Source organism: Methylobacterium carpenticola (assembly GCF_042748905.1).
Classification (GTDB): domain Bacteria; phylum Pseudomonadota; class Alphaproteobacteria; order Rhizobiales; family Beijerinckiaceae; genus Methylobacterium; species Methylobacterium carpenticola.
Window position 1 is genome coordinate 1,823,285 of sequence record NZ_JBHZEO010000001.1, and the last position, 13,064, is coordinate 1,836,348.

14 protein-coding genes are annotated in these 13,064 nt (G+C 69.4%); 8 read left to right on the top strand and 6 right to left on the bottom strand.

Translation table 11 applies throughout. From position 1 onward, the window contains the following. Window positions 1-4 precede the first annotated feature (4 nt). From ACE101_RS08785 to ACE101_RS08805, 5 genes are all read left to right on the top strand, one after another. Window positions 5-1,030, top strand: coding sequence for an ABC transporter substrate-binding protein (locus ACE101_RS08785; protein ID WP_379128033.1), 1,026 nt, complete (start codon window positions 5-7; stop codon window positions 1,028-1,030). A gap of 58 nt (window positions 1,031-1,088) precedes the next feature. Then, a complete protein-coding gene (locus ACE101_RS08790; protein WP_379128036.1) occupies window positions 1,089-2,105 on the top strand; it encodes an ABC transporter permease in 1,017 nt (338 codons plus the stop codon). After that, window positions 2,099-2,473 (top strand): copper resistance CopC family protein, encoded by a 375-nt coding sequence (locus tag ACE101_RS08795; RefSeq protein ID WP_379128038.1) that lies wholly within the window; start codon window positions 2,099-2,101, stop codon window positions 2,471-2,473. The genes ACE101_RS08790 and ACE101_RS08795 overlap by 7 nt, the downstream gene beginning before the upstream one ends. A gap of 18 nt (window positions 2,474-2,491) precedes the next feature. Further along, window positions 2,492-4,318: a CopD family protein gene (locus ACE101_RS08800; RefSeq protein WP_379128040.1), complete on the top strand. Its 1,827-nt coding sequence runs from the start codon at window positions 2,492-2,494 to the stop codon at window positions 4,316-4,318. A gap of 147 nt (window positions 4,319-4,465) precedes the next feature. Then, window positions 4,466-4,966: an Lrp/AsnC family transcriptional regulator gene (locus tag ACE101_RS08805; RefSeq protein WP_379128043.1), complete on the top strand. Its 501-nt coding sequence runs from the start codon at window positions 4,466-4,468 to the stop codon at window positions 4,964-4,966. A 66-nt stretch (window positions 4,967-5,032) separates the two neighbouring features. On the opposite strand, the gene ACE101_RS08810 is transcribed toward ACE101_RS08805, so the two are convergent. Both ACE101_RS08810 and ACE101_RS08815 read right to left on the bottom strand, forming a co-directional pair. After that, window positions 5,033-5,953 (bottom strand): amino acid ABC transporter substrate-binding protein, encoded by a 921-nt coding sequence (locus ACE101_RS08810; RefSeq protein ID WP_379128045.1) that lies wholly within the window; start codon window positions 5,951-5,953, stop codon window positions 5,033-5,035. Window positions 5,954-5,955: 2 nt separating this feature from the next. Next, entirely contained in the window at window positions 5,956-7,239 is a 1,284-nt protein-coding gene (locus ACE101_RS08815; protein WP_379128047.1) for a dicarboxylate/amino acid:cation symporter, read from the bottom strand. A gap of 455 nt (window positions 7,240-7,694) precedes the next feature. Here ACE101_RS08815 and ACE101_RS08820 point away from each other — a divergent pair, with 455 nt between their 5' ends. From ACE101_RS08820 to ACE101_RS08830, 3 genes are all read left to right on the top strand, one after another. After that, the gene (locus tag ACE101_RS08820) at window positions 7,695-8,345 is read left to right on the top strand and encodes an SWIM zinc finger family protein (RefSeq protein WP_379128049.1); all 651 of its coding nucleotides are present in this window, start codon (window positions 7,695-7,697) and stop codon (window positions 8,343-8,345) included. Between the two features lie 416 nt (window positions 8,346-8,761). Further along, window positions 8,762-9,475, top strand: a complete 714-nt coding sequence (locus ACE101_RS08825) for a Crp/Fnr family transcriptional regulator (RefSeq protein WP_379128051.1) — start codon at window positions 8,762-8,764, stop codon at window positions 9,473-9,475. A gap of 186 nt (window positions 9,476-9,661) precedes the next feature. After that, window positions 9,662-9,937, top strand: coding sequence for a hypothetical protein (locus ACE101_RS08830; protein ID WP_379128053.1), 276 nt, complete (start codon window positions 9,662-9,664; stop codon window positions 9,935-9,937). 134 nt (window positions 9,938-10,071) lie between these two features. Here the strand turns inward: ACE101_RS08830 and ACE101_RS08835 are convergent, their stop codons facing one another. The 4 genes from ACE101_RS08835 to ACE101_RS08850 form a co-directional block, all read right to left on the bottom strand. Then, window positions 10,072-10,686, bottom strand: a complete 615-nt coding sequence (locus tag ACE101_RS08835; protein ID WP_379128055.1) for a hypothetical protein — start codon at window positions 10,684-10,686, stop codon at window positions 10,072-10,074. 536 nt (window positions 10,687-11,222) lie between these two features. Continuing rightward, complete coding sequence (locus ACE101_RS08840; RefSeq protein WP_379128057.1) at window positions 11,223-11,384, bottom strand: hypothetical protein; 162 nt, start codon at window positions 11,382-11,384, stop codon at window positions 11,223-11,225. 102 nt (window positions 11,385-11,486) lie between these two features. Continuing rightward, entirely contained in the window at window positions 11,487-12,119 is a 633-nt protein-coding gene (locus tag ACE101_RS08845; protein ID WP_379128060.1) for an ABC transporter substrate-binding protein, read from the bottom strand. Window positions 12,120-12,322: 203 nt separating this feature from the next. Then, complete coding sequence (locus tag ACE101_RS08850) at window positions 12,323-12,934, bottom strand: PAS domain-containing protein (protein WP_379128063.1); 612 nt, start codon at window positions 12,932-12,934, stop codon at window positions 12,323-12,325. Between the last annotated feature and the right edge of the window lie 130 nt (window positions 12,935-13,064).

Genomic DNA, 13,064 nt, shown 5'->3' on the forward strand with positions numbered 1-13,064 from the left:
CACCATGTCAGACGCGAACGACGCTGCCCCGCTTCTCTCCCGCCGCGCCGTGCTCGGCGGCGCCTCCGCGCTCGCGCTCGGCGCGCCCCTCGGCCTCGCGCTCCCCTCCCTGGCCCAGCCCGCCGCCGGGGCGCAGAAGCTCCGGCTCGGCTGGAGCGGCACCGGCATCTGCCTGATCTCCGTGCCCGTGGCGCAGGAGAAGGGCTTCTTCACCAAGCACGGGCTCGACGTGGAGATCGTCAAGTTCGGCTCGAACTTCGACGGCAGCCTGGAGGCGGTCGCCTCCGGCAAGATCGACGCCACCGTCAACTTCATCCTGCGCTTCCTCAAGCCGCTGGAGCAGGGCGTCAACATCCGCTTCACCGGCGCCCTGCACGGCGGCTGCATCCGGGTGATCTCGGCCACCGGCTCCGCCGAGGCCGACTACGCGTCGCTCAAGGGCAAGTCGATCGGCGTGGTCGACATGGCGAGCGCGGGCAAGAACTTCCTGTCGGTGCAGCTGTACAAGGCCGGCATCAACCCGGCGAACGAGGTCGACTGGAAGGTCTATCCCGTCGATCTCCTCGGCGAGGCGATCCGGAAGGGCGAGATCCAGGCGGCGGTGGACGCCGATCCCGGCATCTACCTCGTGCTCAAGAACAACGAAGGCAGGCTTCGCGAGATCGGCGGCCTGATGAGCGGGGTCTACAAGGACCTGTCCTGCTGCGGGATCGCCGTGCGCAAGGACTTCGCCGAGGGCAACCGCTCCGCCAGCGCCGCCCTGACCCGCGCGCTCCTCGATGCGGCGGAGTGGGTGCAGCACAATCCGGACGAGTCGGCGCAGATCTTCACCGCCTACAGCCCGATCGCGCGGCCGATCCTGGCCGAGATCATCCGCAGCCACACGCACGAGCACCATTTCGGCACCGGCGCGCGGCTGAAGCAGGAGGTCTCGCTCTACACCGAGGATCTGCGCTCGGTCGGCATCATCCGGCCGCGCACCGACCCGAAGGCGCTCGCCGAGCGCGTCGTCGTCGACGTGCTGAGCTGAGGCCACCCCCGCCCCGCCCTGCCTGCTCCGGCCGGCGCCCGAACCCGAGGTATCGAGGTTGAGTCATCCTGCAATCGCCCGGTCCGGGGCGGATTTCCGGCCCGCCGCGCCCCGCGGCGTCGCGGTCGTCCCCCGGGAGGACCTGCGTCTCGTCTCCGCCGCCCTCGCCTGGGGAGCCGCGGGCGCCATCACCCTGTTCTGGCCGAATCTCCGGGCGGCGCCCTTCACCGCCGATCTCGCGGTGGGCCAATGGGGAATCGGCCTCCTGCTGCTCTGCGCCTTCGGCCTGAACGTCCGACTGGGCGGGGTCTGGCGCTGGCTGCGGGCGAACGGCCCCTGGCTGATCGCCCTGCCGGTGATCCTGTCGGTCTGGCAGGTCGCCTCGGCCAAGACCGGCCTGTGGCCGCAGCCGTACTTTCCGCCCCCGCAGGGCCTGATCGAGGCCTACGCCACCGACACCCGGCGGCTCGCGGAGAGCGTCGGCGCCTCGCTGGTCCTGCTCGGCGCCGGGGTCGCGCTCGGCGCCCTCGCGGGCTTCCTGACCGGGCTCGCGACCGGCTGGTCGCCGGGCATCGCCTATTGGACGAAGCCGGTCCTGCGCCTGATCGGACCCGTGCCGACGACGGCACTGATCCCGCTGGTGCTGTTCCTGTTCCCCTCGAGCTTCAGCGGCGGCGTCTTCCTGGTCGCGCTCGCCACGTGGTTTCCGGTCGCGATCCTGACGTGGTCGGGCGTGGCGGGCGTCGACAAGGCCTATTACGACGTCGCCCGGACGCTCGGCGGGAGCGAGCGCTTCCTCCTCCTCCGGGTGGCGGTCCCGGCCTCGCTGCCGCACGTCTTCGTCGGCCTGTTCATGGGGCTCGGGCACGGCATCGCCGTGCTGGTCGTGGCGGAGATGATCGGGGTCAAGGCCGGCCTCGGCTACTACGTCGAATGGGCCCGGGGCTGGACCGCCTACGGCCACCTCTATGCCGGGCTGGTCGTCATGGCCCTGCTGTTCTCCCTCCTGACGACGCTGCTGTTCCGGATCCGGGACCGCGTCCTGACTTGGCAGAAAGGTGTCGTGCAATGGTGATGGGTCGGACGATGCACGGGGTCGCGGGCCTCGCGCTCCTCACGCTCGCCGGGATCGGCCCGGCCTCGGCCCACGCGCATCTGGCCTCGGCGGTACCCGCCGTCGACGGAACGGTGCGCAGCGCGCCGGCGGAGGTCAGCCTCGCCTTCACCGAGAAGCTGGAGGAGACGCTGTCCCGGATCGTAGTGCGCGACGCCGCCGGCCGGCAGGTCGACAAGGGCGACACCCACTTCGTGGGGCGCGACCCCAAATCCCTCGCCGTCGGCCTCGGCGCCCTGGTGCCGGGCACCTACACGGTGACGTGGACGGCGCGCTCGGTCGACACCCATCAGACGACCGGGACCTTCACCTTCATCGTCAAGCCGTGAGCGGCCGGGCCGGGCGGGATGGACGGAGGGCTCCTGCTGCTGCGCCTGCTGCGCGGCGGCGAACTCGCGGCGTCGCTCGCGCTCTTCGGCACGCTGCTCGTCGCGGCGCTGATCGTGCTGCCCCTGGCACGGACAGGGGAGGGCTCCCGCCCGGCCTGCCTGAGGCTGATCCGCGCGGCCCTCGCCCTGAAGCTCGCCGCGACGCTGGCGTGGCTGCCCGCGCAGGCGGCGCGGATGGCGGCTCCCGACGAGATCCGGGGGCTGCCCGAGCTTCTGGCCCTGGTCGCGGGCGGCACGACCTTCGGGCAGAGCCTGCTCCTGCGCACGGCCCTGTTCGCCGGCGCCGTCTGGCTGGCGGGTGGGGTGACGGCGAGGCCGCGGGTGGCGGCGGCGGCCCTGCTCGCTGCGGCGGCGCTCGGCCTCCAGCCCTGGCTCGGCCATGCGGCGGCGGATGGCGGAGCCCGGTTACCGCTCCTCGTCGCACTCCACGTCCTCGCCGCCGGGGCGTGGCTCGGCGGGCTCGTGCCGCTCGCGCTCCTGATCCGGAATGCGTCGGGCGCCGTGGCGCAGGCCGCCGCGCGGCGCTTCTCCTGGATCGGGCTCGTCGCCATCCTGACCCTCACGGCGACGGCGTGGCTCCAGTCCCTCGACCTGATCGGCGATGTGGGCGGCTGGTTCGGCACGCCCTACGGGCTCATCGCCCTCGCCAAGACCGGCGGGCTCGTCGCGCTCGCGGCGATCGCCGCGCTCAACAAGTTCGTGCTGACGCCGCGCCTGCAGGGGATCCGAGCCCGGCGGGCGCTCGGAATCAGCATCGGGATCGAGACCGCGATCGGCCTCGCCGTCGCCGCGGCGGCGGTCGCTCTGGCCACAATGCCGCCGGCCGCCCACGAGCAGGCGGTCTGGCCCTTCGCCTGGCAGCCCGATCTCGCCCGGATCGCGGAGCCCTACTACGCCAAGGAACTCTGGCGCGCCGCCGCGCTGGTGGGGGCGGGGGTCCTCGGGACGGCGGCCTTGCTGTGGCGTCGCACCCGGCTCCTGGGGCCGCTCGCGGCCGCGGCCGCGATCGGGTTGCTGCCGGGTCCCAACCTGCGCCTGCTCACCAAGCCGGCCTCGCCGACGAGCTTCCAGCGCTCCGAGACCGGCTTCACCGTCGCGTCGATCGCCCGCGGCGAGGCGCTGGTGCGCGCCCTCTGCACGCCGGACTGCTTCCGGCCGGACGACGACCCGTCGGATCTGACGCCCTACGCCGTCTGGACGCGGCCGGACGGCGACTTCTACGGCTGGCTCACCGACGTCCTCGACCGGATCGGGCACAGCCCATTCCCCTACGGCACGATCGCGCGGCTCCCGCCGCGGCAGCGCTGGCAGCTGATCGATTATGTCCGGGCGCGGGCGGCGGGCAGCGCGGTCCGGCGCACCGGGACGTGGCACTCCCCCGTGCTGGCGCCGGAGGTGGTGCTCGATTGCCCTTCGGGCCGAAGGCCGCTCTCCGACTTCAGGGGGCAGGTCGTCGAGGTGATCGCCGGCGGCGCGGCTGCGCCCGCCGAGCCGCCCGTCGCCACCGTGCTGCTCACGCGCGAGGCGGCGGCCGGGGATGCACGCCCCACCTGCCGGACCGCCCTGCCGGATGCCTGGACCGCCTTCGCCCTGATGGCCGGGCTCGATCCGGAGCGCCTCGATGGCACCCGCTTCCTCATCGACGCCAATGGCTGGCTGCGCAGTCGCCTCCTTCCCGAGACTTCCTCCGCCGAAGGCGGCCTCGCGCGCGTGCGGCGCGAGGAGCTGACCCGCATCGCGGCGGCGCCCTTCGCTGCGGCCGGCATCGGCACCCACCGGCACTGACCCTGCCCGCCCAGCCGCCTGGTGCCGCCAGCGCAAAAAATCATATACTCCATAAAAATACTGTATTATGACGCGCCATCCATCGGCTTCGAGACTGGCCTGACGGATCGTCGCACCCCCGGGGTGCAACCTGAGAAGAGTGACCCCTTGGACGCCATCGACCTGAAGATCCTCGCGCTCCTCCAGACCGACGCGACACTCTCGATCGCCTCCATCGGCGAGCAGATCGGGCTGTCGCAGACGCCGTGCTGGAAGCGCATCCAGCGGCTCGAGGCCGAGGGCGTGATCGACCGCCGCGTGGCCGTGCTCGATCCGGACAAGCTCGGGCTCGGTCTCACGGTCTTCGTCTCGATCGAGACCGCGGACCATTCCAAGGACTGGCTCGGGCGCTTCGCGGAGCAGATCGCGGCGATGCCGGAGGTGCTGGAACTGTACCGGATGGCCGGCGACGTCGACTACATGCTGCGCGTCGTCGTCGCCGACATGGCCGCCTACGACACGTTCTACAAGACGCTGACCGCGGCGCTGCCGCTCAAGAACGTGACCTCGCGTTTCGCCATGCAGAAGGTGAAATCGACCACGATCCTGCCCCTCCCGGCTCCCCCGCCCCGCAAGCGGCCCCCACGGCTCGCCGCGGTCGGGCAATAGGAAGCGGCCTGCGCGCAGGATCGCGGCCGCCTCGGCGTTCCCGGATTCCGGGCGCGCCGCGGGCACTCACTCATCAAGGCCGAGGACTTGGAAGCTGGTGCGCAGCTCGTCCGACATCGGCACGTTGAGCCGCGTCCCGTTCGGCAGGCGCTTGAGGAACCACTTCTCGTAGGTCCAGCGCAGTTCCCGGTTCTCGGCGAGGCGCGCGAAGGTCGCGTTGACCACGCCGGCGAGAGCCGGGTCGTCCTTGCGGAACATGATGCCGTAGGGCTCGAAGGAGAGCTTGTCGGGAAGCACGGTGAAGCCCCGGCCCGCCTCGCCCGCACTCGCGATCAGCCCGTAGAGCAGCACGTCGTCGAGGGCGAAGGCGTCGGCGCGGCCGTCGCGGACCATGGCGAAGGATTCGGCGTGATCGCGCCCGGTCAGGATCTGGGCTTCGAGCTTGAGGCGCGCGAGGAGCCCGCGCAGGGCCGCCTCGTTCGTGGTTCCGGCCGTGACCACCACGCGCTTGCCCGCGAGGTCCCGGTAGGAGGCGATCGCGGAGCCGCGCGGCACGAGGAGCTTGGTCGCGCTCACGAAGGTGACCGGCGAGAAGGCGACGCTCCGCCGCCGCTCCGCATTCGCGGTGGTCGAGCCGCATTCGAGATCGATCTGTCCGGAGACCACCGCCGGGATGCGGTTCTCCGAGGTGACGGGCTCGTAGCGGATCCCGAGGTCGTCGCGGCCGATCGCCTTGCCGATGTCGTCGACGATCTCCAGGCAGAGGTCGATGGCGTAGCCGATCGGGTGCCCGTCGCCCCGCCCCTCCTCCACGTAGGAGAAGGGGATCGAACTCGTCCGGTAGCCGATGACGACCGTGCCGCTCGCGGCCGCCTTCCGGAGCGTGCCGGTCAGCACCTCGACGGCGCCGGCCGGGGTGGCGGGCGAGGCGGCGGCAAGGAGCGCCGCGAGGAGCGCCGCGAGGGCGGGACCGCGCACCGGGCCCATGGCTACTCGGCCGGTTCGGGGAGGGGGCTGACGTCCCGGTCGAGGCGCTGGTCGGTCATGGTGAGCTGGCCCTCCCACTTGGCCACCGCGACCGTGGCGACGCTGTTGCCGAGCACGTTCGTGGCCGAGCGGCCCATGTCGAGGAACTGGTCGATGCCGATGATCAGGAGCAGGCCGGCCTCCGGGATGTGGAAGGTCGACAGGGTCGCCGAGATCACCACCAGCGAGGCGCGCGGCACGCCCGCCATGCCCTTCGAGGTCACCATCAGCAGGAGCAGCATGGTGAGCTGCTGGCTCCAGGTGAGCGGGATGTTGTAGGCCTGCGCGATGAACATCACCGCGAAGGTGCAGTACATCATCGAGCCGTCGAGGTTGAACGAGTAGCCCATCGGCAGCACGAAGCTGGTGATGCGGTTGGGCACGCCGAAGCGCTCGAGATTCGAGAGGGTCTTCGGGTAGGCCGCCTCGCTCGACGCGGTCGAGAAGGCGAGGACGAAGGGCTCCTTGATGAGGTTGAGGAGGCGCCGGATCCCGCCGCCGCCGACGAGGGCGAAGCCCGCGAGCACGAGGAGCCCCCAGAGCACCGCGAGGCTCAGATAGAACTCCACCATGAACTTGCCGTAGGTGACGAGGACGCCGAGGCCCTGGGTGGTGATGGTGGCGGCGATGGCCGCGAAGACCGCCACGGGGGCGAACATCATCACGTAGCCGGTGATCTTCAGCATCACGTCGGCGAGGCTCTCGACGCCGTGGGCGAGCGCATGGCCCTTCTCGCCCAGCGCCGCCAGCGCCACGCCGAAGAAGATCGAGAACACCACGATCTGCAGGATCTCGTTGTTGGCCATCGCCTCGATGGCGCTCTTCGGCACGAGGTGGGTGACGAATTCCTTGAGCGAGAGCGAACTCGCCTTGAGATTGGTGGCGGCTCCCGCATCCGGCAACGGCAGGTTCAGGGCGTCGCCCGGGCGCAGCAGGTTGACCATGACGAGGCCGAGCAGCAGCGAGCACAGCGAGGCGCCCACGAACCAGAGCAGGGCCTTGCCGCCGACGCGGCCCACCGATGCCGTATCACCCATGTGGGCGATGCCGACGACGAGGGTCGAGAACACCAGCGGCGCGATGATCATCTTGATGAGCCGGAGGAAAATGTCGCTGATGAGCGAGATATAGCCTGCGATCTCCTTCGAGGTCTGGGGGTCCGGCCAAGCGACGCTGCACAGATAACCGACCACGATGCCGAGCAGCATGCCGATGAAGATGAACGTCGTCAGGCGTGAGGATCGCATCGGGCCCCTCCGCTGCCGCCAGAGCGCGGCGCATCGCGTTACTTCAACAGAGAGTTGAAGCACAAAATAAGCCGGCCGCAAACGGCGGTACTCCTTGGCGCCGCCGCCGGCCCGCCGGCCTCGCCATTCCGGCCCGCGGGCGCGGGACCGGGACCGGCGCAGGCACCCGGGCGGGGCGGGCCGGGCGGTCCCCGGATGATCTTCCAATCATCCGGCCGCCCGGTATCGTCACTGAATTGTTCGCCCCAATGCGCGGACCATCCGCGCCCAAACCTCTATTATCGCCACCGCATTTAGGAATTTTGCAGAACACATCGTGATATTTGATAGCGATAGTCTCTTGAACTCCTCCAAATGACGCCGAAACGTCGAGGAAAGGGGTTGCCTGACGCGCAATATCATCTACGTTGCGCGACCCGAGAGACCGCCCGATGGAACAGGACTGCTCGCTTCGCATGAGCCTGACCACTGCCCAGATCCTCGATCTCGCGCCCGATGCGCCGAGCCGCAAGGCCGGGCAGGATCAGGCGAAACCGGCGAAATGGAGCGGCCTCGGCCGCACCGGCACCGTGATCTGGGGAGAGATCAAGGGAAGCGGGGCGAGCCCCTACCGGACGGTGGCCGACCTGTCCGGGCCCGCCTCGAAATGCACCTGCCCGAGCCCGAAATTCCCCTGCAAGCACGCGCTGGGCCTGATGCTGGTGGATGCGGCCTCGTCCCTGCCCGCGGGCGAGCCGCCGGATTGGGCGGCCGCCTGGTCCAGGGGCCGGGAAGCCCGCGCCGCCGCGGCCGAGACGCGGGCGCGGGAGCCTGCCAAGCCCGTCGACGAGAAGGCGCAGGCCAAGCGCCGGCAGGCCCGCGAGGACCGCGTCTCCGCCGCCCTCGACGAACTCGACCTCTGGCTGCGTGACCTGATGCGGCGCGGGCTCGCGACGGCGCGGGGCGAGCCCGACGCCTTCTGGGACCGCATGGCTGGCCGCCTGGTCGACGGGCAGGCCGCCGGCCTCGCCCGCCGGGTGCGGGCGCTGCCTGGCCTCGTCGCGGTCTGGGCGGCCGCGGCAGGCATCGCGGCCGTACCGGCCGATGGCGGCCGGCCTCCGGCGTGACGGTGCTGCGGGCGGCCACTGGCGGACGCTGCGCGGGCGGGTGCGAGGTAACGTCATATCGGCCGTCGAGGCGCGGCCATGCCGTCATTCCAAACCAGCGGAGCGGGTCTCGTGAGGTCTCCGGCGGCCACGATGCCCCGCGCCCGGCTCATCATCCGGCGCGTGTATTGGGATGGACGGAAGCGATCGGCCTAACTCCGATGAGCGATACGATCCCTACCATCGATGAGCTTCCCGGCAATCGATGGGATCTGATAGCTTGACCGTCCGCGGTGTGAGGCAGCTCCATCGGCACCGACAAGGATCGCCGGGAACGATAAGGATGGGGCCTACTTGGTGCGCAAGTGAATCGTCGTCTTGCTTATTGGGACGTTTTGATAAAAAATATTTGACCCGACTCTCTTGGAGGCGACCGAATGCCCGATGTTTTCGTCCGGAAGTTGGGGCACATCAGCGAACTGATGGATGATGATATTGCGCGGCTCTCCGAACTTACATCGTGCACTCAAATCATCAAGCCGCACACTGTGCTTATCCAAGAAGGAGAGTCTTGTAGAAGCGCGCAGATTTTGCTGAGCGGATTTGCATGTTGCTATAAGCGCCTGCACGACCGTGGACGACAGATCGTCGCCTACCGGGTGCCGGGCGATGCGGAAGGTCTCCATGGCGGACCTGCCCGCGTGGCCGATTATTCTCTCGTCACGGTGACGCCCTGTATCGGGGCAACCATCGACCGCGAGACGATCGACGACTTGATCGAGCATCATCCCCGCATCGCGCGGTCTTTCTGGCAATCCGTCCTGGATGAAAGGAGGCTGCTCTGCGAATGGCTGATGAATGTCGGACAGCGCCCCGCTCCGCAGCGCGTGGCGTATCTGATCCATGAGTTGTTCGAGCGCCTTGAGACGGTCGACCTGACCCGCGGCAGCAGCGTCGAGCTACCTCTGACCCAGCAGGATCTGGCCGATACGGCGGGCCTGTCTCACGTCCACGTGAATCGCGTACTGCATAGTTTGAAACATTCCAGGATGATCGACTTCAACGGCAGGACGATCATCATCCACGACGCGGCCCGTCTTAAGCGCTTTGCCGACAGCTGCGCCTCGTTTCCGAGCAGACCCGCCGCCTGACATCGGCAGATCGACTTTCATTCAGTTTTGGACTTTCATTGGTCTCTTGTGTTTTTGAATGTCGTAAAGTGTCGCAGGGCCTGTCATCAGTTTTGCAATTTAGCGCCCGTGCTACATAATCGGTCGAAACGAGGCGGCGCACGAAGCAACCGGACGCGAGAGCGGCCGGTGCGGAACAATTTAAGCATGTATTTTCCCGCCAGAACCCAATCCGTCACCGTCAACACAGGAAGTGGGGGAGAAGACGGCGTCCTCGTGTTCGTCGAGGACCAGTTGGTTGCGGTCCTCGTCGAGATCATTGACCGGCAGGATGCCGGAGACGAGCCTTCACGCCCCTGGTTCCTTGAGGCGGGTTTCGGTCCGTGCAGGGACTGGAACAAGGGACAGACATTCCGCAGCCAGGATGAGGCCATCGCTTGGGTGGTCGACAAAATCTCCCAAGACGAGGTGGCTTTCGCCTGACGTGCAACGTCCCGGACCGGCTGGCGCTGCGACCATCACGCCGCGATCTGCACGACTTGCGCGGAGCGGATCATGCATCCCCGAACGGAGCGCCCCGGCCGGAGAGTTGGCCGGGGCGCTCCGCCGGGCGCGCCTCAATACGCGGTGCCGTAATAGGCATTCTCGCAATAGGCCGGCAACGGCAGGCCGTAGCTGATCCGGTACGCGCAATCGTCGGCGCCCTCGTCATAGCTGCCCAGCCCGTAACCCGTCGCGAGCCCGAGACCCACGCCCAGAGCGCCGTAGCCGACCGCCCGGCCGTAGCCGCGATGACGGCCATAGCCCCCCGCGACACCGTCGCGACCGTGGAAGCCGCGTCCGATGGTCGGCCCGCGGTTCGCCCCGGCAGCCAAGCCCGCACCGCTCCCGATGCCCGCACCGCGGAAACCGCCCGCGCCGACGCCCGCCGCCGGAACGGCACGATTGCCCAGGCCGGCCGCACCGCCCATCCCGGTCCGGGCCCCGCCGACGCCGAGGCCAGCTCCGCGGAAGCCGCCGCCGGAGAAGCCGGCGGATCCTGCTCCCGGCCCGCGGAAGCCGCCGCCGCCGAACTGGCCGGCTCCGAGGCCGCCGCCCCGGAAGCCGCCACCGCCGAATCCGGCACCGCCGCCGCGAAAGCCGCCGCCCCCGAGGCCGCGAGCCTCGGCGGCGATGGGCGCCAGGGCGAAGGCGGCAACCAGCGCACCCGACAGCAGAGTCAGCTTGGTCATCCCATTCACTCCGAGGTTGCTTGGTGCGAATCGTGAATGGTTAACGATGCTCGCGGCCCGCCCGTTCGACCGGGTCCGGTGCGGCAGCGTCGCATGCCCGCCGCGGCGCCCGGGACCGGCCCGTCAGCGCGGGGGAGGGGGGCGTGTCCGGCGTCCGGGCGCCCGCGGACCCCTGCGATCGCGAGAGGGCGCAACCCGGGCCGCGGTGGGAGTCCGGGCGGGCGTGGCGGCCGGCGGCGGGGACGGTTGCGCGCCGACGATGCCGCTCGGCTGGCCGACCGTGCTGCCGGGCCCGAACGGATTGCCGATCGCCGTCTGGGCCGCTGCCGGCAGCGCGAGCGTGGCCACCATGGTCATCACGGCCAAGCAGGATTGCCCGATGCAAGTCTGCTTGGCTTCCCGGTTCCGCATCGGTGTCGCTGCCGAACCGGTGACCACCTCAGTGAAGGATGCCAAGCGCATGGCAGGTGCCTCCGGTGGGCGCCCGGACGGAGCCGGGCGGGTTTCGCGGGCGAAACGCCTGTCGTTTTGCCGGTCTACTTGCCGCCGGCGCCGCCCCCGGCGGAGTTCGAGGTCGGCTTGTTGTTCTCCTCGGCATTGCTCGCGGCTCCGGCCGAGCTGTTGGCCGGACGGCCCTGCGCCAGGGCCGGGCCGGCCAGAACGATCAGTGCGGCCGTCAGGGCTGCGGCTTTCCTCATGGCGATCTCCCATCCGTCGCCGGCCCCGGGCCGGCTCTTCACGACGGGAGCAACGTATGTCCGGGCGAAATTGTTCGATGATCGCGCGTCGCCTGCCACCCTTCATTCGACGACCGCGTCGGCCTGCGCGAGAATCGAGGCCGGGACGGAGAGACCGAGCGACCGCGCGGTCGCCAGGTTGACGACGAGTTCGAGCTTGTCGGATTGCTGCACCATCGGCAGATCCGAGACTTTCGCGCCGGACAAGATCCGCCCCACATAGATGCCGACCTGGTGGAATGCGCCGGACAGGCTCGAGCCGTAGCTGATCAGGCCGCCGATCAGGACGAAGTCCTTGAAGAAGTACGTCGTCGGCAGCCCGTGGCGGGCGACCGCCGATGTGATCAGCTGCTGGCGGGCCAGGAAGTAGGGATCGCCCGCGATGACGAGGGCACCGGCCGCGGCCCGGGCGCTCCGGAGGGCGGCTTCGATGCCATCGTCGTCACTGGCCTCGACCAGGAGCAGATCCAGGCCGAGGGCGCGCGCCGCGGCCTGCATCTCGTGGGTCTGAACCGAGACGTTCGGGCGGCGCGGATTGTTGAGGAAGGCGATGACCCGCGCCTGCGGAACGACGTCATGCATCAATTCCAGCCGCTTGCCGACGAGGGCCACCACCAGCTGGACGACGCCCGTGAAGTTCCCGTCGGGCCGGCTGATGCTGCCGGACAGGCCGAGCGCGGGGGGCGACCGAAGCATGCCTCAACGCGGCTTCGCGGTGGGCGGCGGGCCGGGCAGTGAATGGGGGCTGATCCCGGCCCGCCGGTGATGCTGGCAGCGAGGTAAGCCGCAGAAATCGCTGTCGGCATCACGGGTTCACTATGTCGGCGCCCGGCCTCGGGCTCCACGGCGCTTCCGGGCTACCGCTGCGGTTCTTCCGGTTCGCCGCCGGCCGAGCCGGTTCAGTTGAGGCGCCGGCGCCGATCCGTCCGTGCCAGCCGGCTCAGCTCCCGGCCGAGCTCCAGCAGCAGCATGTCGGTGAGCTTCACCAGAAAGGGCCGGCCGGCCTCGAGGATCGCCTCGCGCGCCGACAGGCAGAGGTCGGCCGCATGTTCCAGCTGTTCCAGCGGGTGGCCGGCCCGCGGCGTCAACTCGCCGGCGAAGCCGTGCCCATCGAGCTTGCGGTTGGTGATGTCGACCATGATGCCCCAGCTGCGGATCGGCCGGCCGGCCGCGTCGTGGTAGAATTGTCCGCGCGCCAAGACCCAGCGCACATCGCCGTCGCGCGGGCAGGTGCGGTATTCCGCAATCCACAACCCGGATTGTTTGATGGCGTTGGCAACGTACGGCAGCAGCCACTCGCGATCCTGCGGATGAATGCTCGCGGCGTACTGCTCGAACGGGAGCCCGGTTTTAGCCTGATCCAAGTCGACGCCGTACAGGCGCGCCAGCACGTCATCGATGTAGAGGCGGTTGGCCTGGATATCCCAATCCCAGGTGCCGATTGCATCCGACGACATCAGCTCGCTGAGCGAGCCAGATCCCGCGTCGAGTGTGTGATCCGAGCCCGGCATACATGATCCTTCGATCTCGCCTTGGCTCAACCGCGGATCGTCTCGATGCGTTCACGAGCTTGACCATCATCGCCGATGCGCGAGTTCGTTAAATAGCTTTGCATAAAAGCCATCTCGGATCCTGCCACGC

Coding starts and splice junctions, on each gene's coding strand:
- ACE101_RS08785 (WP_379128033.1), top strand. CDS start 5: ATGTCAGACGCGAACGACGCTGCCCCGCTTCTCTCCCGCCGCGCCGTG.
- ACE101_RS08795 (WP_379128038.1), top strand. CDS start 2,099: ATGGTGATGGGTCGGACGATGCACGGGGTCGCGGGCCTCGCGCTCCTC.
- ACE101_RS08800 (WP_379128040.1), top strand. CDS start 2,492: ATGGACGGAGGGCTCCTGCTGCTGCGCCTGCTGCGCGGCGGCGAACTC.
- ACE101_RS08810 (WP_379128045.1), bottom strand. CDS start 5,953: ATGGGCCCGGTGCGCGGTCCCGCCCTCGCGGCGCTCCTCGCGGCGCTC.
- ACE101_RS08815 (WP_379128047.1), bottom strand. CDS start 7,239: ATGCGATCCTCACGCCTGACGACGTTCATCTTCATCGGCATGCTGCTC.
- ACE101_RS08820 (WP_379128049.1), top strand. CDS start 7,695: ATGAGCCTGACCACTGCCCAGATCCTCGATCTCGCGCCCGATGCGCCG.
- ACE101_RS08825 (WP_379128051.1), top strand. CDS start 8,762: ATGCCCGATGTTTTCGTCCGGAAGTTGGGGCACATCAGCGAACTGATG.
- ACE101_RS08830 (WP_379128053.1), top strand. CDS start 9,662: ATGTATTTTCCCGCCAGAACCCAATCCGTCACCGTCAACACAGGAAGT.
- ACE101_RS08835 (WP_379128055.1), bottom strand. CDS start 10,686: ATGACCAAGCTGACTCTGCTGTCGGGTGCGCTGGTTGCCGCCTTCGCC.
- ACE101_RS08840 (WP_379128057.1), bottom strand. CDS start 11,384: ATGAGGAAAGCCGCAGCCCTGACGGCCGCACTGATCGTTCTGGCCGGC.
- ACE101_RS08845 (WP_379128060.1), bottom strand. CDS start 12,119: ATGCTTCGGTCGCCCCCCGCGCTCGGCCTGTCCGGCAGCATCAGCCGG.
- ACE101_RS08850 (WP_379128063.1), bottom strand. CDS start 12,934: ATGCCGGGCTCGGATCACACACTCGACGCGGGATCTGGCTCGCTCAGC.